Source organism: Nocardia suismassiliense (genome assembly GCF_900269665.1).
Taxonomy (GTDB): domain Bacteria; phylum Actinomycetota; class Actinomycetes; order Mycobacteriales; family Mycobacteriaceae; genus Nocardia; species Nocardia suismassiliense.
The window spans coordinates 2,052,386-2,075,595 of record NZ_LT985361.1 but is presented as its reverse complement, the minus strand read 5'-3'; the positions used below and the strand labels follow the sequence as shown (position 1 = coordinate 2,075,595).

Sequence of the window (23,210 nt, the reverse complement as noted above, 5' to 3'; positions counted from 1 at the left end):
GCCGTGCGTTACCGGCCGAACGCGGTCGGGTCGAAGAAGTCGACGGCAGCGGCGCTGTCGGCAGCAGAAGCTTGCACTGCAGGAGCTTCCGGAACCGGTTCATAAGGGCCATGTGTCGACGCGACCTTGTCCCAACCGTATGCGGACCGGCTCCCCGGACCCGCCGACGCCAAGGTCCAGAATTGGTTGAGGTGCCGCAGCGGAACAACGACTTCGTCGCGGAACGAATCGCCGTTCGAGTCGATCAGCCGCAGCCCCGTCACCATGCCACTTTCCTCTTCGACCACCACCTCCGAAACGAAGTACGAGTGCCGAGCCGTCAGACCGCTGTCGGCATGCGCATTCGCACCGCCCGGCAGCGGGCGGGTAGTCATGACCACCGTGTCGCCGCGCCGTAGCAGATTCGCGATTCGGTCGGCCACCCACCGCGTCACTACCGAATCATTCAGCGGGGCGACCGATTCCCACCGCGTCATCTCCGCTAGCACCGGCTCCAATTGTGGCGTCAGTTGCCGGAAGCGCTCGGAGCCGAGCGTCTCCGTCAAGAAGGTGTGGAAGCCGGTAGCGGAGCGCGGATCGTGGGCATTCAGCCATTGCGTGATCATCGAGCTGGCAGCACCGAGAGATAGGCCGAGCCCCTCGATCCTGTGCCATTCAGCGAGGGCCTTGTCCCACGTCGAATGACCGGCCCAACTTTCCATGTAGTCGTGCCAGGCGTGTTCCAGGCCCAGCAGCTCATGCGCGACCTCATGGCTTCCGCCCACGAGCTCCGCCAAGGCATCCGGACCCAACATCAGCGGATGCGCGAACGCGGTGTCATCGACGGCACGTATCGGCAGTATCCGCCCTGCAGCACCGAGCGAATCCGCAGGCCACAGCGAACTCGCGGTCTCGCCGGCAAACCCGCCTTCGATTCCCGCGTACCCCTCGCTCCCGCCACGATAGGTCGCCCAGGCCTTTTCGATCACCGCGGGCCACAACGGCTGCCCGTCCCGGTGTGCCGCATACGCCATCTGTCCGTCGTAGGCATAGAACCGCCGATCCACCGGCACCCAGACCTCGCGCCGTACTGGGCTGGTGAACTGCACTTCACCGGTTGCCGAGGTCACTCGGCCATCGCTGTCCTGCTCGATGAACCGAACCTCGTAGTCGCCGTCCGTTCGGGTACGAATCATCTGGCGTACCCAGTCCGGGTGCCGCTCCGCCAGGCCGATGAGATCGGCGAGCAGGTAGCAAGTTCCAGCGCCGCCCTGCTGCACGTCGGAGGCCCGGGGCACATCGCCGAGCCCGAACAGTGGACCGGAGACATGCACCATGTTCGGCACGAGCACACCGGCGTCTACCAGCACTTCGCGATCGACCTGATGCCACACGGACGTACCGTCGCTACCGCCGGGGACGCGCACCGAAACGCGAGCAGGGTCGTCCGCATCGATCCGCATCGCGACGATGGTTCCCGCCGCCAAAGTCACTGTCTGCCCGGCTGCCACAAAGGTGATCGGTGTGTCTCCAGGGATACGCAGAGCTGCCGCAGGAATGCGCTCCTTTGCTTGCGCCATATCCACCGCAGCCGGTGTCGGAACCGGAGTGAACTCACCGGCCGCTTCCTCGAAGCTCAGCTCCTCGAACGCCTGGAAGGACAGGTACTCGAAGTCGTCATGGGTCTGCAGTCCGGCAGTCTGGCCACTGAGGTGTAGCAGCACAGCGACGTTCAGGTCCGTCATATCGGAAGGTTCGTTCGCATAGTCACATTCCGCGTCCGAATCGACCATGACCCGCAAAACGCCTGCGCGGACCTCGACCTCCACCGCGGCAGCAGCGGGAGCGCCGCCGAGCAGGGACGCATGGGTGAAGACCCGACCATGGCCATATCGGCGCTGCTGTTCCTTTGTGACCGCGTACATATTGCCGTATTCGTCCGTCACCATGACGGCTAGCCGTTCCTGCGCGCTCGGACCGCTGGGCAAAGCCTCGAAGTCGAGCGTGCTTCCTGAGCCGCGCTCCGCGGCCCACACGGTGTCGAATACCGCACCGTCCGCCGAGTACAACCGGCCGTCCGGTCCCAGCACGATGCGGAACTTCTCGCGATCGGCGAACGAGATCGGTTCGTACTCCGTACCGGGCTCCATCGGCCGCCCGGTAAACAGGCGATCGGCCGTTGTGTTCCGCTCCGGCACGCGGATATCGGTACCCGCGAAAAGTGGTCGGCTGTCTTGTTCCGCAACGGGTTCGGTGTCCGGCTCCGTGAATTGTGCGCGGAAGGTCTCCCAACCTTCGGGGAGCGACGTACCTTCGACGCCGTCCGGAGCAGACGAACTGGTCGTAGCGATGAAGTCGGCGGAGTGGTGGGAGTCAGCAGGAACTTGCTCTGGAGAACCTACATAGTACGGGGCAAACGGTAGCGCGACCCTATCCAAACCATGGGCGAATCGAGTACCCGGACCTGCGGAGGATAGATAGGCGAACTGGTTGAGGTGCCGCAGCGAAACCACGACTTCATCACGGGACCGATCGCCGGATTGCCGCACGTTCGAGTCGATCAGCCGCAATCCCGTCACACGTCCCGTCTGTTCCTCGACCACCACGCCTGAGAGAAAGTGCGCGTGGTTGTGCGACAGGCCGGTGTCGGCATGCCTTGTCGCACCGTCCGGCAGAGGTCGAGTATTCATGATCACTGTGTCGCCTCGCTGCAGCAAGTTCGCAATCCGGTCGGCCACCCACTGCCTGACGACCGAATCATCCAACGGCGCCGGTGATTCCCACCTCGTCATTTCCGCGTATATGAGCCGCAGCTGTGGCTCGAGTTGTTGAGAGCGCTCGGCGCCCAGCTTCTCCTCCAAGAATGTGCGAAAACCGGCGGCCGTGCGCGGATCGTGGGCATTCAACCACCGCGCATGCGTCGACCTGGCATCACTCTCGGATAGGCCGAGCCCCGCGATCCTGCTCCACTCAGCGACAGCCTTGTCCCATGTCCCGGGAGCGGTCCATTTTTCCAGGTAATCGTGCCAGTCGTGCTCCAGGTCCAGCAGTTCGTGCGCGACCTCGTAGCTGCCTCCCGTCAACTGCGCCAACGCATCCGGACCCACCATCAGCGGATGGGCGAACGCGGGGTCGTCCACCACACTGATCGGCAGTGTCCGCCCTGCCGCACCGGGCGGATTCGCAGGCCACAGCACGCTCGAGGTCGCCCCCGACACCCCACCCTCGATTCCCGCGTACCCCTTGTCTCCTCCCCGATAGATCGCCCAAGCCTTCTCGATCACCGCGGGCCACAGCGGCTGTCCGTCCTCATGAGCCGCATAAGCCATCTGCCTGTCGTAGGCATGGAACCGTCGATCGACCGGAACCCACACCTCACGCCGAATCGGCTCGGTGAATTGCACTTCGCCAGTTGCCGATACCGTCCGTCCATTCCCGTCTTGCTCGATGAACCGCACCTCCAAGTCACCGTCGGAACGTGAACGGACCATCTGGCGCACCCACTCAGGATGCCGATCCGCCAGACCGATGAGGTCGGCAAGCAAGTAGCAGGTACCAGCCCCGCCTTGCTTCACATCGGAGGCACGAGGCATATCGTCGAGCCCGAACAGCGGACCGGCGACACGTTTCACGGTCGGTACCCGCACACCGGCGTCCGTCAGCAACTTGCGCTCGACCCGATGCCACACCCCGCTGTCGCCGGGTTCGCGCACCGAAACCTGAACGGGGTCGGCCTCGTCCACGCGCACCGCGACCGTTGAGCCTCCCGCCAACGACACAACTCCCCCGGCTGCGGCGAAAGTGATCGTTCTACCATCAGGGATTCGCACGGCTGCCGCAGGCAGGCGCTCCCGTGCTCGCGCCTCGTCCACCACCGGTGACGGTGCCGGTACTGGTACCGGCATATTGGCCGCTTCCGCGTAACTCAGGTGCTCGAAGTCCGCGTCGATCCGCAAACCGATCCGCTGAGCACGCAGATAACTCAGCGCCGCCGAATTCAGTTCCGCCAGAACGATATCCGTCGGTTCGTCCTCGTAATCGTATTCCGAGCCCCAATCGACCAGGACGCGCAGCACTCCAGCCCGCACCTCGATCTCTGCCGCAGCAGCGGCGGGGGCACCGCCGAGCAGCGACGCGTGGGTGATGTCCTGGCTGCGGCCGTATCGACGCTGCTGTTCCTTCGTGAGCGCGTACATATTGCCGTACACGTCCATCACCATCATGGCGCGCCGTTCCGGTACGTGCGGATCGCTCTGCAACGCCGCGAAGTCGCGCGTGCTTCCCGAACCCTGTTCAGCGGCCCACACGGTGTCGAATACCGCACCGTCCGCCGAGTACAACCGGCCGTCCGGCCCCACCACGATCCGGAACTTCTCGCGATCGGCGATCGAGATCGGTTCGTAGTCCTCGTCCGGCTCCATCGGCTTTCCGTCAACTGGCCGCACGCCGTCAAAGGACAGCCACTCGGCCGCTGTCCTGCGCTCCGGCACCCGAATATCGGTGCCCGCGAACACCGGCCGCCGGTCCGCGACCAAGCCGGTGTCCGCCGCTACGAACTGTTCGCGGAGGTACTCCCAGCCTTCGGGCAACGACAGTGATGCGTCCTCAACGCCATCCGTCGCGACCTCGTCGACTACCGACATCGATGCGCCCGAGACGTCAGGTCGCGAAGCATGAGGAACAGGCGGGCCCTGCACAATCACCTCTGGCGACTGCGATACGTCCGGGCGAGTCGCGCGTGGGACCGCCGGAGCTTCGACGACAACTTCACCCCACTGCGAAACATCGGGTCGAGTTGCGCGCGGGACCAGCGGTGGTCCGGCGGCTGGTTCGGCTGCGTGCCCGGGCCCGGTCTCGGTTACCGCCGGGCGCGTTGTTGCGCTCGTCGTTGCGATGCCGTCCGACAAGCCGTACATCGCCAGCGTGCCCGGACCGGACGAGCCGATTCTTTCGAATTGATTCAGATGCTCGACCGGCACGGTGATTTCCGCGTCTCTGTGCGGATCACGCACAACCACCGACGTCGGCGCGCCGAGCCCACCGTTCACCGTGGCTGCTCGGTTCACCCGAAGGACCGAATAAGAGTGTTCGGGGTGGAGCTGGACGGCAGTCGGGCGTCCGACTCCGGCATTCTGCCGCGTCCCCATGCTTACGGTGTCACCACGCTGCAGTAAGTAATCGATCCGCTCCGCCACCCACACGGCCGTTGTGGTGTCTGTCAGCGCGCTGTCCGCTTCCCACGCGTCGAACAACTTATACAGTGGTGCCGCCGACGCCTTCCACTGGTCCGCCAAGAACTTTGCGAGGTTGCTGTCGGCGCTACCGTCGGACGGCCAATTCGGCAACGCATCCATGATCGCTGCGGCCATGTGTTCGTTATCAACAATCGCAGCGAGTTCCGTGAGATCCTTCGTCCGCAGATCCGATGGCATCAGGCCAACGTCCGCCACTGCGATATCTGCCTCGAGACTCGCGCATTCAAGCTCGTCGAATAATATTTCGGCCGACGCCTGACGACCTTCCCAACTTATGATCATCTGAGCAAGCCCAGCACTCTCACCTAGCATGCTGGTCAACGTCTCCTGGTCCATCTCGAACCAAAACTTGACCACTGCTTCCTGAGCACTGTGTGTCGACTGAGTCCGACCAGCAATGCCCGGCATCAGAGGCGGACGCAATTGGCCCGCGACCAGACCACTCAACCCTCCGTCAATGCCTTGGTATCCCCTATCCGCACCACGGAATACCGCCCACGCCTTTTCGATCACGGCAGGCCACAACGGCAGCGTCGCGTCGTGTGCCGCATAGATCATTCGTCCGTCAGCGGACTGGTAGAAGGTGTCGTCCACCTTTACCCACACCGGACTTTTGTTCGCCGCATCATAGAAGCGAACACTGAACGTACGCTGCTGGGCTGTTACGTCCTCGCGGATCATGTCGACGATCAGATCCGGATGACGACCGGCCAATCCGACCAGGTTCGACAACAGGTAGCAGTCCCCGATCATGCCCTGTCGAACATCCCCCGGTTGTGGACCACCATTCAGGTACAGCGGACCAGTGGCGGTACCGGTCATGATGCGCAACGTGCCCTCTATTTCGACCGGCAACCATCCACCGTCGGGGCGAAGCAGTTCGATATTCGGCGGCACATGGTAATCCATCCGAATGGCGACACTGGAGTCGCGCCACTGTACGACCGTGTGGGTGTCATCGACACAGAACAACCCGGAACGTATCGGACTCCAGGAGTTCTGCGCCGAATTGTACTCGAATGCCTCAGCCAGCACGGCAGCGGGAATTCCCATGGAAGTACCGTCGGTTTGGCGAACCTCATGAATGGTCAATCCGCGGACAATGCTCGTCCCCGTTTCAGTCAGCGTGGAGGTCATACCGATCGGTGCCAAATTGCCGTCCGCTTTTTTCACGAACACGTGGTCGTTCGGTAGCCTGAATCGAGCCGCCGGCATCGAGACCATCAGTCCTGCTGGCGGCTGCGCATCCGAGGTCACGGCTGCCGGAACCACCGCACTGTCGAATTGCGTTGCTGTCGCACCCGGCTCGGTGACAAACATCGCTACCAGATCGGCGCCGAAGTCGAGGAAGTCCGCGGTGTCGGCACGAGGACTTTCCGGCATGCTCGTTGTCGAAAGCCCCGGATCGTGGTGGGACTGCGCGCCAACCTCGTCCGCGCTGCGCTGCCGTGCGCCTCGGCCACCGGCAACATCCATTCCACCACGTGTCGAATGCTCAGTGCGGCTGGACAACTCGCCCGGCACATGCTCGAAGCCCACGGTATCCACGACAGCGCCGCCACGTCCGTGGACCGCAACCCAATAGTGCGCATCCCCATCGTCGCGGTTCAACATGAACGTGTTCAACTGCTGCTCGGGCGGCCCGAAGTGCAGATGTGCTACACCACCATCCGAGTCATATACATCCACATTCAATGCCAAAGCCGCGGCCGCCGACGGCAGCAGGTAATCGGCGGCATCACTGTTCCACGTCCCCTCTTTCAGCAACTCCGTCAACTGCCGCACGAACTCGGCCCGGCGCACCGCCGCCGACCGCTCCGAAACCATGAACTCACCCAGGTACGCATCCGGATTCGCCAGCATCTTCTGTACGACACCCACCCGGAAATCGCGATGCGCATCCCGATCGGTGATGTCGACACCGACTGCCCGCGCCAACGCCTCCCATAGACAGTTGCCCGCACCGGGCTGCGACTCCCACACCCCATCCGCACCTGGCGCGTGAACACCACCGATCTGCGCACGCACCTCGCCCCCTACAGGGGAGAGCAAACCCATTGTCGTGGAGATCGATTCGTCGGCTTTGCCGCCTCGCAGCCCCGCGACGTTCGTCTCCGGGTCGTCGGTGACGGTCAACGGATCCGGATCAGTGGCAGCGGCCCCGCGTCGCTTCTTCGTGGGACTCGACCATCCTTGCTCGAGGTCGTACGCGTCCGATTCCCGCACCGACCGGGTACTCAATGCGCTGAACAGATTTCGCGCATCCGGCCCGAGCACCGTCGCGGATCGACCCTCCGTAGCTGAACTGTCCAAATCGAACCACTGAGCGTGTTCCCCGGACCACTCACCTATTTCGCGCACCGCTGCCGGCGCAGGGGGCTGCTGCGCGTGCTGAATCGATACAGGCTGTTCACCCGCTAGGTCAGCGGGGCCCTCCGACGGGAGAAGATCGTCCAGCCAGGTGAAGTCGTCATCGTCCAGCAGCTCCGAAGTGGCAAAAGCGCCCAGATCGCTATCCTCCAACGAGAGGATAGCGTTTTGCTGATCGTCGACATTCCGTTGCCGTTCAATAACCTCGGACTGCGCCCCGAGATGCGACTGCCCCGCAGCCGGGTCCAGGACATCCTGAGGGACCCACACCTCGCGCACACCATGATTTTCCCTGAGCGCACGGAACGAGGATTGCGTGGAATTCCCATCAGGTTTCTTGAAATTCAGAATAACTGCACTCGTGCTGCTTCGTATTGATGTCTTCGCCCGAACCAGCACTTCGTTACGATCTCGGAAGACAATCTCGACCCCAGTCCGCTGCACCTGCTCCATTGCACTCTCGATCGAGATCCGCACCGGCACACCTCGCAACATTTTCCGGACCTCGAGAAGTTCCGAATTCAGCGCCTCTCCATCGCCACTCAGCATAGCTATGGTCGCGTTGTAATGCGCTCGCCCCACATGCAGAACCGTCAGCCGCATACCGTTCGCCGGACCGAAGCTCTGAACCTCGCCTTCGCGAATGAACTCGGCCGATCCATCCGCACCGGTCCGGAACTCCGAACCAGACACGACCTGGAGCGAGATCCCGTACTCGGACAACATATTTCCCAGCGCGATAGGTGCAATGTCTGCGACAGGATTTGCCCACTCTCCCGGCCGCAAGGCATCCTCCAGTTGATTACGTGACCACCCGCGTAATCCATACTCGTCACGATCCCACACCTGCTGCCGCACCAGCCAGATCATGACCTCCCGTCGCAAATCGACGACATTCCGCCACCTCGGCGGCAAGAGACGTGCTCCGGACGAACGCAAGATCGATTCATACAAACAATCTCCGGAAGGCTCGACCAAAATCTCCTGCAAACCCGCCCGCAACAAGCGATCCCGCTGCCCTTCATCTGCCTGTGGTGGCAACCCCGGCAGGACATCCGGCCGATCGTCGGGGCCGCGCCTCCTGAGCCATATCTCGCCGACTCCTTGGTTGGCCAGGTTCATCAGAAAGCTGTCGACCCCCCACTTCTTCCTGACACTTCTGCCACCCTCGCGATAGTATAATTCAACCCCCATGGATCGGCGGAATTCCATACCATCTTGTTTAGATGTTGACCCCTTAACCCATCGTCCCTCAGCATCTCGATACATAAACCGCGTGCGGGGCCAGCGCAGTTGAACTGCAGCAGTATTGAGCGGTACCGGCACAACCTCATCACTCGGTGATTTTCGGGTCTCGACGACTTTGGCATCCACAGCAGCAGCTACGGCTGACGGGTCCAACTGCGGTATTTCGGGCTGCTTGCGCGTCGGCAATTCCCACGCAATCGAGTCGAACGCGTCCCGGCGAATCCACACCTCGCCCACACCCCGTAACCGTCGGAGTCTATCGAACGTGGTAGTCGTGCTCCTGCCATCAGGTAGCTTGAACCCCAGCAGTGTGCTCGCCTTATTTGCCCTTGTCGTCGCATAAACCAACGCGCCCGATTCATCTCGAAAGACCACCCCTATACTGGGCGTACGCAACTGCGCCTCGGCGGACTCGATGGTGATCTGCACAGGCTCTCCGCCCAGCAACTCGCTGACCTGATCTAATTGCGGGTTCGCAACAGCCGTGCTCGTTCCAGTCCTCCCGAACACGGCCGCTGCGGACAATAGCTCCTGTTCATCAATTGTGGCACGCGCATCATCCACCCAGGAGTGGTCGATCTGCCCGAGGTCAGCGGCGACAGACTGCGGCTCCATCGCATCGATAGCCGCATCCGCGTCATCCAGCCACGAGAAGTCGTCGTGTTCGAGGGCAGCGGGGGTTGGGTCGCTGTGCTGTTGCGTGCTGGAACTATCCGAGGCCTCCATGCCGCCCCGCGTCGAATGGCCGATCCGGCCATGCAGGTCGCCCGGCACATGCTGGAAGTCCAGGGTGTCCACGACCGCGCCACTTCGCCTGTGCACCGCGACCCAATAGTGCGCACCACTACCAGCACGGTTCAACATGAACGAATTCAACTGCTGCATGGGCGGCCCGAAATGTAGCTGCGTCACAACACCATTCGAGTCGTACACATCCACATTCAACTTCAACGCAGCGGCCGCCGAGGGCAACAAGTAGTCCGCAGCATCACTGTTCCACGTGCCATCCTCCAGCAACTCACGCAACTGCTGCATGAACTCGGCTCGACGCTCCGCCACAGGCTTCGAAGCCATGAACTCACCCAGATACGCATCCGGGTTCGCCAGCATCTTTTGCACGACACCCACCCGGAAATCCCGATGTGCGTCCCGATCAGCTACATCGATACCAACCGCCCGCGCCAACGCCTCCCACAAGCAATTCCCCGTACCGGGCTGCGACTCCCACACACCATCCACACCCGGCGCACGAATACCGGCGATCCTGTCCCGCACCTCACCGAAGGCGAAAACTCCTGCTGCCGAACCCGGCCCGTCGACTCCCGCACCGCGCAGGCGTACTACGTTCGTATCGGTTGAGTCGGAATCGACCGCATCCTCGATCGCCAGGCCCGACGATTCATCGACCTCGGCGTAGCCGGGGGGTGGCGACTCCTCGACGGGGAACTGAATGCTGTGCTCGGGCTGCTGTGCCGATGCGGCGTAGCGCTGTTCGATGTGCTGTTGCGCAGCCAGAATCAGGTGCGGCCACATCACATGGCTGTTGTTCAGCACACCGTGCCAGTCGCCGGTTCGGCTGACTCGCACCCACCGTGGCCGACCGCCGACAACCAGGCGCACTTCGGCCGCGCCGGCATCGTCCGGGGCATCGCGGACCATGGATCGGACGACAGCCGGATCGGCGGCCGTGAGTTCATGCAACTGCGCCAGCGCCTCCGGGTTCACCGCGCCCGGCATCCGGGTGAAGACGTTCAGGTCGGCGGCGCGCGGGCTGGTCGGTCGCCAGAGTTGGCCGTCGAGCCTTCGCAGCACCCGGAGACCGAGGTCGGCGACCACCGCGCGATCCACCACGAAGGTCTCGCCGCCGACCTGCCGCAGGCGGACCTGGTTGCCGGAACCTGTTGTGACCTCGACGGTTTCGCCGTCGTTCAAAGTCACCACACCACCCGCGGTGTTGATCCTCGCCATGCGTCGGTATTCCAGGGAATCGCCGACTCGTTCGAATCCTGCGCGAGTCAGGTCCTCCGCAGCGACCCAGCCCTGACCGTTGCCGCCGGCCACCCACACCCACTCACCGGTGGTCCTCGGCGTGTCATCGTCATCGACTTCGATCTCGGCATCCAGGCGCACCAGCGAACCGTCCGGGAAGGGGCGGATCGACACACCGAGGTCGGTCACCAATTGCCAAGCAGGCATGGCGATTCGGTCACCTACCGGTGCCCGTACGACCGCCTCCTCGTCCGCCACGTCGTGCGGTGTCAGGTACAACGGTCCTCCGGGCAGCGCTGCCGAGTAGACCGGCGGACCGGCCTGCCTCAGCACTGTTCGGTCCGCCTCCGCGTGCAGCGGCAGCGTCGGTGCGGGCGGAAGGACGAACATCCGATGTCCCGGATCATTGTCTCCACCCATATCTGTCAGGGCTTCTTCAGTGAACCAGCCGCTCGTCTCCGGCGTGGTGGGGACGATGACGTCGAAGTGTGTGACACCGTCGATTATTCGTGTCTCGCCGTTCCAGATCACCTCCGTGGGAGCCCGACGATCGTGGCGCTGCGCGGCCGACACCGCGGTGTGCGCGGCCGCGTGTTCGTTCGCCATCAGGACGAGCAGGGGCCAGATCGGGCGATCGTCCGGCCAGACAAGACTGCGGTTGAAGAAACGGTCGACTCGGATCCACCGGGCCCGTTCACCCGCCACGAGGCGGACATCGACGGTGTCATCATCGTTCGCGCGGAACATGTTCCGAAGGAACTCGGGATGGTCACCCACGAGCTCACGCAGCTGCGCCACCTCGGGCCCGGCCAAACCGTCGAGGTCGGTGGCCTGCGGGCCGGACTCCGCCCAGAGTGGACCGCGCAGCGGCGTGGGACGAAACAGCCCGTACACGGCTGCCGCGATTTCCTGGACCCATACCGACCTGCCGGGCAGCTGCAGGAGCATGTGCCCGTCGTATTCATCGGGCCGCTCGCCGGAACGATCGATGTCGACACGCTCGCCGTCGTAAACGGTGACGGGGCCGTTGATTCCGGGCAAGTCGGCGGCGCGACGGAAGGCATGGCCATCCGCACTCAGCCGGAAACCCGCCGCGAGAAGTTCCGCTTCCCGGATCCACCCTGCGCCATTGGACCCGGATACGCGGTAGCTGAGCGTGCCATTGTCGGTGTACCGGTTCCATGGTCGGTTCGGAGATCTCAGCGCACCATTCGCGCTCGGCAGGATCGGCAGCCCACGATCGGTGCTCACACCGATCTGCGGCAGCCGGATACGGCTGGGAGCGGGCGCTACCGGCTGGTCATTCATTTTCGACACGAATGGCGCGAGCGGAATCGGGCCGGACGGCAACTGCCGGGCGACACTGTCCGAACTACCCGGCGCACCATCATTGTTGTCTGGGGTCGTTCCCGACACCACTCTGAGCTCCGGTGGGGCCGCGGGAGATACGCCTTCGGCCACGACATCACCCAATGCACCCAACGCATCCGAGGAAAACAGAGCCGGCACCACATCAACCACAGGGACGGCAGCCGATCCGCTCTCGGCCACGACATCACCCAACGCACCCAACGCATCCGACGAAAACAGACCCGGCACCACATCCTCAACCTGCGGCACCACATCAACCACAGGGACGGCAGCCGATCCGCTCTCGGCCACGACATCACCCAACGCACCCAACGCATCCGACGAAAACAGACCCGGCACCACATCCTCAACTTGCGGCACGGCAACGGAATTGGGCGGGGGAAGCTCGCCGGGCGGGTCGAGGGGATCGAGTGCCCTGTTCCGTACAGCGTTGTCCGCATTGTCGATGGTGATGGCCGCGAGCAGGATGGCAGGCCAGATCGGCTGGTCGCTGTCCGGTTGCCAAGGCAGATCGGTGCTGCGGGACACGCGCACCCAATGCGCCTGCTGTCCCTCGCCGAGCAGGACATCGACACTGCCGTCTGCGTTTTCGTGCAGTCTGTGCCGAATGCCGTTTCGGGAGCTCGCGATCGCGGTACGAAGCCCCCGCACCTGTTCGGTATTCGGCAGGTGGTCCAGATCTCGGAGGCGCGGCCCCGACCCGTTCCACAGCACGCCCCGAAGCGCGGTGCGGGGAGCGAGTCCGAGCTGGCCCGCAACCTGTTCGGTCACCAGCAGTTCGTTGCCCTCGTGGTGCAGTCGAAGCAGTGTTCCGTGGGGACCAGCCGGTATGAGGACGCGGTCGGTGTCGAATACGGTGATCCTGCGCGGCTCCCCGTCCGCCGCCATGATGACGTCGATCTCCATACTGCGGTAAAGCCGCCCGGTGGACCGTTGCCAGCGGTAACCGTGCTCGCGCAAGATGTCGGCAACCACCCAGCCCGTCCTATCAGCACCCGTAACCTGCAGCATGTCCTGCCCGCCGAGCCAACGGCGCGTCTCGGTGGTGGCCTGATGCAACAGGAACCCGCCCTCGAACGGGGTGAGCCTGGCGGACAGGAAGGTGTGCAGGTCCGGTCCGACGAGCCGGAGCCGGGCACCGAGGCTGACCGCGGTCCGATCCACCTCCCGCGCGTTTTCCGCGTCGAAAGCCATGAATCGGACATCCGGTGCCAACCGCAGACCGAGGTGCGCCATCAGCTGCCCGATGGCCGCGTCGTTCAACGACGCCGTAATCGGGTATTCGCCACCGCGGTCGATGATCACTGAAATGATGCCGTCCCGCGCTTCGATTTGCGCGGCTATAGCGGCGCGTCCACCTCCGAGCAACGCCGCATGGGTGACCCGCTGATCCCCGCCGCCGACGAGTTGCGCCGCATAGAGATTGGCGTTCTGGTCCATGACCAGGACCGCGCGGCGGCCCGATGTGCCGAAGAGACTGCCGTCGCCCGCTCGGTACAGCCGCCCGTCCGGGCCGACCGCGAGACGGAGTTGCTCGAGCTGATCGTCCGGCAGAGTGTCGTGGTGCGCGGCGTCGGGCAGCACCGTGTCCAGGTCGAGCTCTTCGATGTTGCGCTCGGGCACCGGCATTGCGGTGTCGCCCATCAGCGGAGCTCGGTGACCGTACGCCGCGTGAAGCGTTCCCGCCGCGACAGCCTCGAACGCGCGCAGGATCAGCGCTGCCCAAATCGGCTGGCGTAGGTCCCACGGCTGGTCGGAGACCCGATCCACCCGTACCCACCGCGGCATCCCCTCGACCATGAGGTGCACATCGACCGTTCCGTCGAGGTTCATCCGCATGCGCGAGGTAATGATCTCGCTCTCGAATTCGACCAGTTCGCGTAACTGCCGCACTGCGGGTGAATCCGGTAGACCGGCGAGGTCGTGTATCGACGGCCCGCTCGCACGCCACACCGGGCCTTCGAGGTCATGTGCAATCGGCAGGCCCATCGCCTGAATGACATTGTGCCCCACAGCCACCGAACCACCGGCCGCATCCAGCCGGACCAGTCCGGGAAGATTCATATCGTCGCGGATCCGAACCGATTCGCCCGCAGGCAAGGTCCTGGTGGAGTCGAACTCGTCGACGACCGCCGCGGTGAGCACATGTTCGCGGGCTGGACTCACCCGCAACGCCGGCGTGATGTTCAGTTCGACATCGGGCGCCAACCCGATCGGCCCACTGGCGACACGATGGAGGAAGCGACCGGCCGCCACGAACACGTAGTGATTCTCGGTCAGCCACGACCAGCTCCGCCGCACCTCTACGTGGGTGTCGGTTTCGATGAGGGTCAGCCACCTCTCGCCATCGGCATCGATCTCCGTCGTGCCCGTCGGGCGGAGTGCCACGTGACGCTCCACCTGCGGCGTGAGATCGGCAGCGTCGTTGGACAATTGAGCGGTGCCGCGCGGCGCGGCCTGATTATCGGCTTCGGACACGGTAAGCGGCTCGGCCACGTGCTGCGCCTGCTCCAGGGCGGCCCATTCTCGAGCAGCCGTGTATGCCTCCAGGACAACCGCAGGCCAGGCCGGGTATCCGGTCCAGGACAGGTTCGCTGCCGGACCGGGTAGTGCGGTGCGGCGGTCCATCCGCACCCACTGCGGGGTGCCATTTACCATCAGGTGCACGTCGCTCGCCTCGCCGTCCGGGGTCACCCGGATCATGGCCTGAATCCGGCCCGGATCTGCCGCGGCCAGCCGTCGAAGATGCGCTACCGCAGGAGAATCCGGCAGGTGTGCCAGGTCGCCGGGCACCGGACCGGACGTCTCGTCCCACAGCGAACCGGACAACCTCCGCAACCGCTCCGGAAGGCCCAGCTGTGCGAGCTGGTCGACGAATACCCGTACCTGCGCCGGAAGGCCGTCTGAACGTGTCAGCCATATCCCCGGTCTGTTCCCACTACGACCGGTACGCCCGCGCACGACCTGCTCGCCTTCGGCCAACCGCACCGGGACCTGCCGATCGACCGAGTTCAAGCCCTCCACGACAGCGAACTGCCGCCACTGTCCTGCGCTCTCGTCGTACTCGAAACCCGCTGACGTCAATGCTGTCTCGAACACCCAGCCGGTCCCGTTCGCCCCAGTCACTCTCAGCTGGTTGACGCCGTCCACCGAGCGATACCGGGCGGCGTTGCCACCGAGGTTCAACAGGCCACCGGGCAGCGGCACCATCGGCCGTCCGTCGGCGGTGACCAAGCCTGGATCCGGCAGCTGGATACGCTCTATCCGCCGCGGCTGGATCGGCTGCGTTTCCGTCACCGTACCGCGGGGAACCAGTGGAATCGGGCCCTCGTCCGACACCGGCACGGCGGGTATCTCACCCTCGGCCGTAGTCACCGAACCCGCGTGGTGGCCGTGTGGCCGCAACGGCGTCGCGGCCGGCCCCGCGCCGATCGTGCTCGGCGGCGCGACCGGTTCGCTGGTGTCGACCTGCCCACGCTGATCGGCCGGTGGCACCGCGATCGACTCATCGGCCACCGGCACAGCCACTGGCTCGTCAGCCGTCGGCACCACGACCGGCTCGTCCACCGGCTGATTCGATGTGAGCTCGCGCCGGGACTGCGACTGCTCGTGCACCGAAGTGGGCACGCGGCTTTCGGCGACGATCGGGTTCCCAACGTGGACAGCGTCATTCCTGCCGAAGCGCCGCAGGAAGTCCGTGGTCCGTCTACGGTGTCGTCGCCACCAACCGGTCTGCTGGGTGACGGTCGGGGTCGTCGCCGGACGACGACGGCGCAGTGCCCGCCCGAGCCTTTCGACGGAATCCCCGACCACGTTGCCGGTCCGCGTCCGCCCGGACGTGGTCTCCTGATGTGAAATTCCGGACCGGCCGGAGGGATCCCGCCTGGTGGACTGGGTAATGCCGCCCGCCCGGTACGGCAGCGCGGTGGTTTCCGGGGTGCCGGTCGCGGCACTATGCGGTGGCAGGACTTCAGCCGTGAGGATGGTCAGGCTGGTCGTGGAGTTCTTCCGCACGCCGGTGATCCGGTAACGGGTACCGCGGGGCAGCAAGAGTTCCTGTTGATCGCCGCCGAACGCGACGCCGTCCCTACCGATGTACAGGCCCTTGGCGCCCGGTCGTACGGTCAGTTCCAGGAGGTAGCCGCCAGCCAGGGAGACAATCGTTTCCGTGCCAACGGAGGTCGACAGATAGCCGGGTTCGGTCTGGACGGTATCGATGAGCTCCGTGGGGTCGCGGCCTTCCAGCGGGAGGCCTTGCGGACCGACCATGAACTTGACGTCGTTGACGATACGAACTACCTGAATAGGCTCGGGCAGCCGCAGTGGCCGGCCGGTGGCCTGGTCGAGCAGGGCGATCTGCGACAGTAAACTTTTCGCTACAAACTCTTCCGTGGTGTGGAAGTAGTCCATCAACGTATAGAGGGTCTTTTCCTTCGTCGCGAGGTCCTCCAAACGCTTGCCCGGCGACGAACTGTTCAGGATCTCATCGATATTGTTCAGAAGCTCGTTGCTGTCAGCCGAAGCCTCCTCCGCCATCAGGAGTGCCCGGGCCTCCTCGAGTTCGGGCACCGACGGGAGTTCGGAAGTGCCTACGCCGTTTTTCAAGACTTCCAATAAGTCGACGGCTTGCCTCAATGGTTCGACATACTCCGTGATGGCTGTGCGTATGTCGGCATCGGTAATGCTGCGAACAACGCCATTGACCTCAGCCTGTTTCTCGTAGGCATGCACTGCCTGCCGGAGTTTGAACCACTTCCTGTCCCGGAAATCCTTCATCCCGGTGAGATAGCGGCCGGCATAGGCGGCACCGTCGTCGTTGGTATCGAACCGGCGCACGCCGTCGGCGCCGACCTGTCCGACATCCGAGGTACCCAGCACCGCACCGTCATTGGCAACCGCGACATGATAGTGCCCAGCACCGTCACCAGTCGCCCGCAACAACGTGTACACCGGCAACCCGGGCCCATGACGCAGCCCTTCGGTCACACCAGATGGATAGACAATATTCACATTCAACCCGAGCTCACGGACCACGAACGGCAAGAACAACTCGGCCGCCGGATCCATGAACTCGCTGTCCCTCAGCAAATTCGCCAACTGCAAAGCGAAATCCCGCTTCCGCACATCCTCCTGTTCCCCCACCATAAAATCTCTGAAGGCTGCGGCCCAATCCTGTTCAGACCGCGCGCTCAAGCCCGTCACCACATCGGCACGCAAATCACCATGCGCGTCAGCGCCTTCCATGTGCAGCACCGTCGCCAGCGCGTGGAACAAGCAGTTGCCATCGCCCGGCATCGACTTCCACAAACCACCCGAAGGTGCAGAGACTCCCTCAACCACCGGATCCAGCGTTGCGACGACCGCTGCCGCATCCCCGCCATCTCGGATGGGTGCCTCCTCGACCTGCTCGGACCTCGACTGCGACCGGTCGCTCACCGGAGTGGGCACACGGGTCTCGGCGACACTCGAGTTGTCAACGGGGACAGCTTCATTCCGACCGACGTCCGGCACGAATTCGCTGGTCCGCCCGCTGCGCCTACGCCACCATCCGGCCGGCAGAGTGGCCGCCGGGTTCGTCGCCGGACGACGACGCCGCAGCGTCTGACTCAGTCTGCCGGCGAAATCGCCCACCACGTCACGGGTCCGCCGCCGACCGGAACCGGCTTGCTGCGCGGCCACCGGTTCGACCGGCACGCCGGCTGCGCGCCCCGGCGCAACCACCGACGGCAGATCCGCCGCGCGCTGCTGCCTCGCCGGTCCGGACCGGCCGGAGCGATCCCGCGCAGTGGATTGACTGACGCCTCCCCCTCGGTACGGTTGCGCGGTGCCCTCCTGGTTATCGACCGCGACACCCTGCGGCGGCAATACTTCGGCCGCGAGGATCGTTTGACCGTTCGCGGCGACCCTTACGTCGGTGATCCGGTAGCGGGTACCGCGGGGCAGCAGGAGTTCCTGTTGATCACCGCCGGGCGCGACGCTGTCCTTGCCGATGTACATGCCGTTCGCACCGGGCCGGACGGTTAACTCCAGGCGGTAGCTATCGGCAAGGGAGACAATCGTTTCCGCGCCCACTGAGGTCGACAGGTAGCCGGGTTCGGTCTGGACGGTACCGATGAGCTCCCTAGGGTCGCCGTTCCCCAGGGGCCGACCCTGCGCCCCGACCATGAAATTGATGTCGCCGACGATGCGAACTACCTGAACGGGCTCGTGCAGCCGCAGTGGCTGTCCGGTGGCCTGATCGAGCAGGGTGACCTGTGCCAGCACATCCTTCCATAGCAGATCCTCAGTCGAGCCGAAGTAGTCCAACAGCGAGTAGAACAGCTCATCTCGCTCTCCGAGCTCCTCCAAACGCGCCTCTCGCGACGCATCGCTCAGGATCTCCTCGACAAGCTTCAGGTGCTCACTGCTTTCGGCTGTGGCGCCCTCCGCTACCAGCCGTGCCCTGTCCTCCTCGAGTTCGGCAACCGTCGGCAGGTCATAATGGTCCTGGCCTTTCAAAACTTCCACGATGCGGACAGCTCGCTTCAGTTGTTCGATATATGAACCGATTTCGGCATCCCGCGCGTCGACACCGGCAATGTTGCGCACGATGAGGTTGGTCCAGGTCTCCTTCTCGTAGGCATGCACTGCCTGCCGAAGTTTCAACCATGCGGGACCCTGGAAATCCTTCATCCCAGCGAGATAGCGGTCGGCATAAGCGGCACCGTCTGCATTGGTATCGAACCGGCGAACACCGTCAGCGTCGACTCGCCCGACCTCCGGAACACCGAGCGCCGCTCCGTTATTGTCGACCGCGACGTGATAGTGCCCGTCGCCGTCACCGGTCGCCCGCAACAACGTGTACACCGGCAACCCGGGCCCATGGCGCAGAGCTTTCAGTCCGCCGCCCGGGTAGGCAATATCCACATTCAACCCGAGCTCGCGCACCACGAACGGCATGAACAACTCGGCCGCAGGATCCATGAACTCGCTGCCCCTCAGCAAGTTCGCCAACTGCCGCTCGAATTCTGTGTGCCGCAAGTGTTCCGGCTCGCCCGCCATGAAGTCGCCGAAGAACCCGGTCCAGTCATCGGCCGCCCGCGCGCTCAAACCTTCCACCACGGCGGCGCGCAAATCTTCGTGCGCGTCAACGCCTTCCATGCGCAGCACCACCGCCAGCGCGTGGAACAAGCAGTTGCCGTCGCCCGGCATCGACTTCCACACCGCGCCCTCCGGTGCGGAAACCCCCTCCACCGCTGGATTCAGCGCACCCGCTACCGCCGCCTCGTCCGCACCGCCCCGGAAGGGACTGCCATCTACCCGTTCGGACTGAGACTGTGATCGCTCGCTAACCGGAGTGGGCACGTATCGCTCGCTCGCCGCAGTGGGCACGCGGAAGTCGATGACCGCCGGGTTGCCCACGCCGACAGGCTCATTCCGGCCGACATGCCGAAGGAGTTCCCCGGCCCGCCCGGCGTGCCTGCGCCACCAGCCGGTCGGCTGAGTTGCCATCGAGTTCGTCGGCGGACGACGCCGCAGCGCCCGCCCGAGCTCACTGACGAAACCGCCGAGCAGGTCCCGAGCCCGTCGCCGTTCGAACGATGCCTGTTGCACGACTTCCGGCCGCCCCGCCGGCGACTGCGCGAGCTGTGACTGCCCGGGCACGTCGGCTGCGGTCGGCTGGGCGACAGCAGCCGATGACACGATGAAGGGTTGTGGGCTGGGCATCAGCTCCGTTTCAGTACTGGCCGAGCTGATCCTTGGATACTCCGCGCCGCGGAAGACCGCCCACGCCTTCTCGATCACGGCGGGCCACAACGGCTGCGACGGATCGGTCAGCGGGTACATCATGTTCCCTGCGGCGCCGGTGTAGAAGGTGTCGTCGACCGCTACCCATTTCCAGTTGTCCTGTTCAGGATCGAAGAACCGCACTTGGAACAGACGCCCGCTATCAGTTGCAGTCGTGCGGATCATGTCCTGGAGCAGAGCGGGATTCGATGCCGCCAACTCGACCAGAGTCGCCGTCAGGTAGCCGTCTCCCGTCGCGTCTCGACTCAGGTCGCCTGGCACCGGCACGCCGCTGTCGCCGTACAGCGGCCGGGTGTCCCGGCCGTCCGCGACGTCGAGCCTGTTGGTATCGATTTCGAACCAGCCGGAGTTTTCGGCGCCCGCGACGTACAGCACCATCGGGTCCCCGTCTTCCATGACCGACCGAACCGGGAACGCGGGACCGTGCAGGTTGATCGCACCGTCCGCTGCGTGGTTCAGGACGAACACGCCGGTTCCGTTCGGGTACAACACCGTCGAACCGTCGGCTTGCTGCTCCTCCCGAAATGCCGCCGCCAGCAGGATTCCGGAGAGCACGATCTCGCCGCCATCGGGCAACAGGACTTCGACCTCGTTGTCGTCGAGCCTGCGCAGCACCCGCAGCGAATCCGCCGCACCGACATGCACGAGTCGCCGCAGGGTGTCGCTCACCATCAACCCGGTGTCCGAACCGAGGAACTTCGCGGTCGTGTACGGCATCGTCCGATCCGGACTTCCGGGCGGCTCCGCCGCAAGCCACGCAATGCTCCCGGGAAGAGCTGTCACATCGTTATCCGGCGCGGTGAAATATTTGCGCTGCGCCTCGTTCGCGAGCGAGATCGACTCGACATGGAAGGCCGGATCGCTGGACCCGGCGGGATCGAAATTCACTAGATGCACCGGGCCGGCGGCGGTCCCGGCTCGCACGGCGTCGAGCTGGGCGTCGAGCTCGGCGCCGACCAGCATGATCAACGTTCCGAGCGCTTGGGGCAAACGGTGCGCGGCGGAGTCGGTAGCGGCCGCCCGCAATTCCGCTTCGAGGTATCCCCGATTGAGTGTGTTGCGTACGGCGAGGGGAATTTCGACGGAAGTACGCAAGCCCGGAAAGTCCTGGACCAGCCTGCGCTGGTATTCCGGCGCCAGGTCGGAGAAGTGCAGACTGTTCCACCACTCACGGCCGTGCTCGTTCCACCAGGTCGCCAGCTTCGCGTCTTGGTCAGGACGCAGGGCCGTGGTGCCGTCGGCACCGACGTCGGCCGGGAAGCCGGGCGGCACGATTCGGTCGTTCGCATCTACCGGCTCCGGATGCGCCCACAGATCGAGCCGATGAGACGGGCGTACCTGCCCACTGCCGAGCAAGCGCTTCCAGCTGTCCAGATCTTTCTGCTGTTCGGTCAGCCGATGACGTTCCGCTCGCAACTGCTGCCGCACAAACCCCGTATCCGCGCTCTGCTCCCGGCTGCGCAACACCCAGTCATGTGCATCCAGCCAACGCCCCAGCCTGGCGGTTTCGGCGGTTTGGCGTTCCAGTTCGCCGACTCGTTCGCGAACAGGCCCGCCCAGTCCCATCTGGGTGTCGTAGTCGGCTCCCCTGCGCTGGAAACTGTCCGAGAGCACGAGACCCTGGCGGCGAAGAAGATCCACGGCGTAGTCGTTCATCTGCGGAGTGGGTTCGTAGTGCCCGCTGTGGTCGGTCATCACCTGGACCCGGCCGTCATCGACTACGAGATAACCGGCGGCGGTGACCGTTCGTCCCGCGAGGAAGGAGGAGTGGAAGGTCACTGCGGACGTCGAACCGGAGTACAGATTGCCGAACTCGTCCATGACGAACCTGGCGCCCGAAGAATGGAACGGCGCACCGTCGCGCACTTGGTACAGCCTGCCACCCGGGCCTATGAACAACCGATGCTGTTCACGTTCTTTCGGAGTCATGTAGTGAGCGGGCACGGTGACCGTCCGGGTTTCGATCTCGAGCCTGCCCCGGTCGATCGTGATCGATTCAGCCAGATCGAGCGTAGTCAGGGAGCGCAGCGGCCGGTTCTCGCCGGTGTACCTTTTACCGATTACCGCACCATCGAGCAGCGGTAGCTGCCGGGACGCCAGCATCCGATCGAGCGCCGGCGGAATCTGCTTCCGCGGTATCGCCCCCGGTATCGGCGCCGCCGCAGGCGGGGTCGGATGCACAGGAGCCCATAGCGATTTGTCGGAGTCCATCCCGATTTCGTAGTGACCGCTCAGCGACTGCCGCAGATGCAGAGTCGGACGCCAATAGTCCGCCGTCCCGCGACTGATCGTCCCTTCCGGGTGATGCAGAACCAGGTTCGCCCGGAATTGATCACCTGCCAACGTCAACAGTTCCTGCTCGGTCAGGCCACCCGTGTCCTCAGAACGTGCGTCAAAGTCTGTCCCGAAATCTCGCAGGTTACCCATCGCCCACTGCAATCTGCCGTCGAGCTGCCGCTGGAACCACCGTTCGTAGCGCTTTCGTAATTCCTTCTCTTGCAGCGACGTTCCCGCTGGGTCCGCGGAGTTGGCCGCGTCGTAGGCGTGGCGGCGCGCGCTCTCCTGTTTCCGCGACTCCTTCAAGCGGTCGGGGACAAATACTTTCCGGTAGTACCGGAGATTCTCTGCCAGCCAATCGGCGAGTGCGGCACGCAGCGCGTGTGAGCCGTCGAGATTGAGGGCGCGTGCGAGCGCAGAACACAAGGGGTCGGTGGAACTGTGCACCGGAAACCATTCCGGTGGCATGTCCTGGGCAGGATCCAGTGCGACGTGCGGTGTCTCGCTCGTCCGCGAATCGGCACCAGCGGCCGCCGTGGCGGAGATGCCCACCGAGCTATGGTGCGTGTCGGCGACAACGATCCCGACCGGACTTGTCTGCGCCGCGCCGGCTCGCTCGATGCCCACATCGGTATCCGCCCCGGACCGTTCCGGAACCTGAGCCGGCGTCTTCTCGGGGGGCAGCAGGTCGCCCGCTTCGACCGCCGCCTGTGCGCTCAGCAGCAACGCCGGCCAGGAGAAGCCGACCCCCGCGTAAGCGGCGTCGACCCAGCGGGACAGGCGGATCCACCGTGGCTCGGCGGCGACGTAGGCCAGCACGTCCACGGTGCCGTCGTCGCGTTGGATCATCGACTGCTGGATAGCCTCGAGCGCATTGGGCACGTTCTCGATGAACCGTACGAGTCGCTCACCAGCAGGTGTACGGGCCAGGTG

The 23,210-nt window shown here is 64.4% G+C and carries 1 protein-coding gene; it reads right to left on the bottom strand.

Going from position 1 to position 23,210, the window contains the following annotated elements:
* Positions 1-8: 8 nt before the first annotated feature.
* The gene (locus DBO33_RS09165; RefSeq protein ID WP_234390751.1) at positions 9-23,102 is read right to left on the bottom strand and encodes a C2 family cysteine protease; all 23,094 of its coding nucleotides are present in this window, start codon (positions 23,100-23,102) and stop codon (positions 9-11) included.
* Positions 23,103-23,210: the final 108 nt, after the last annotated feature.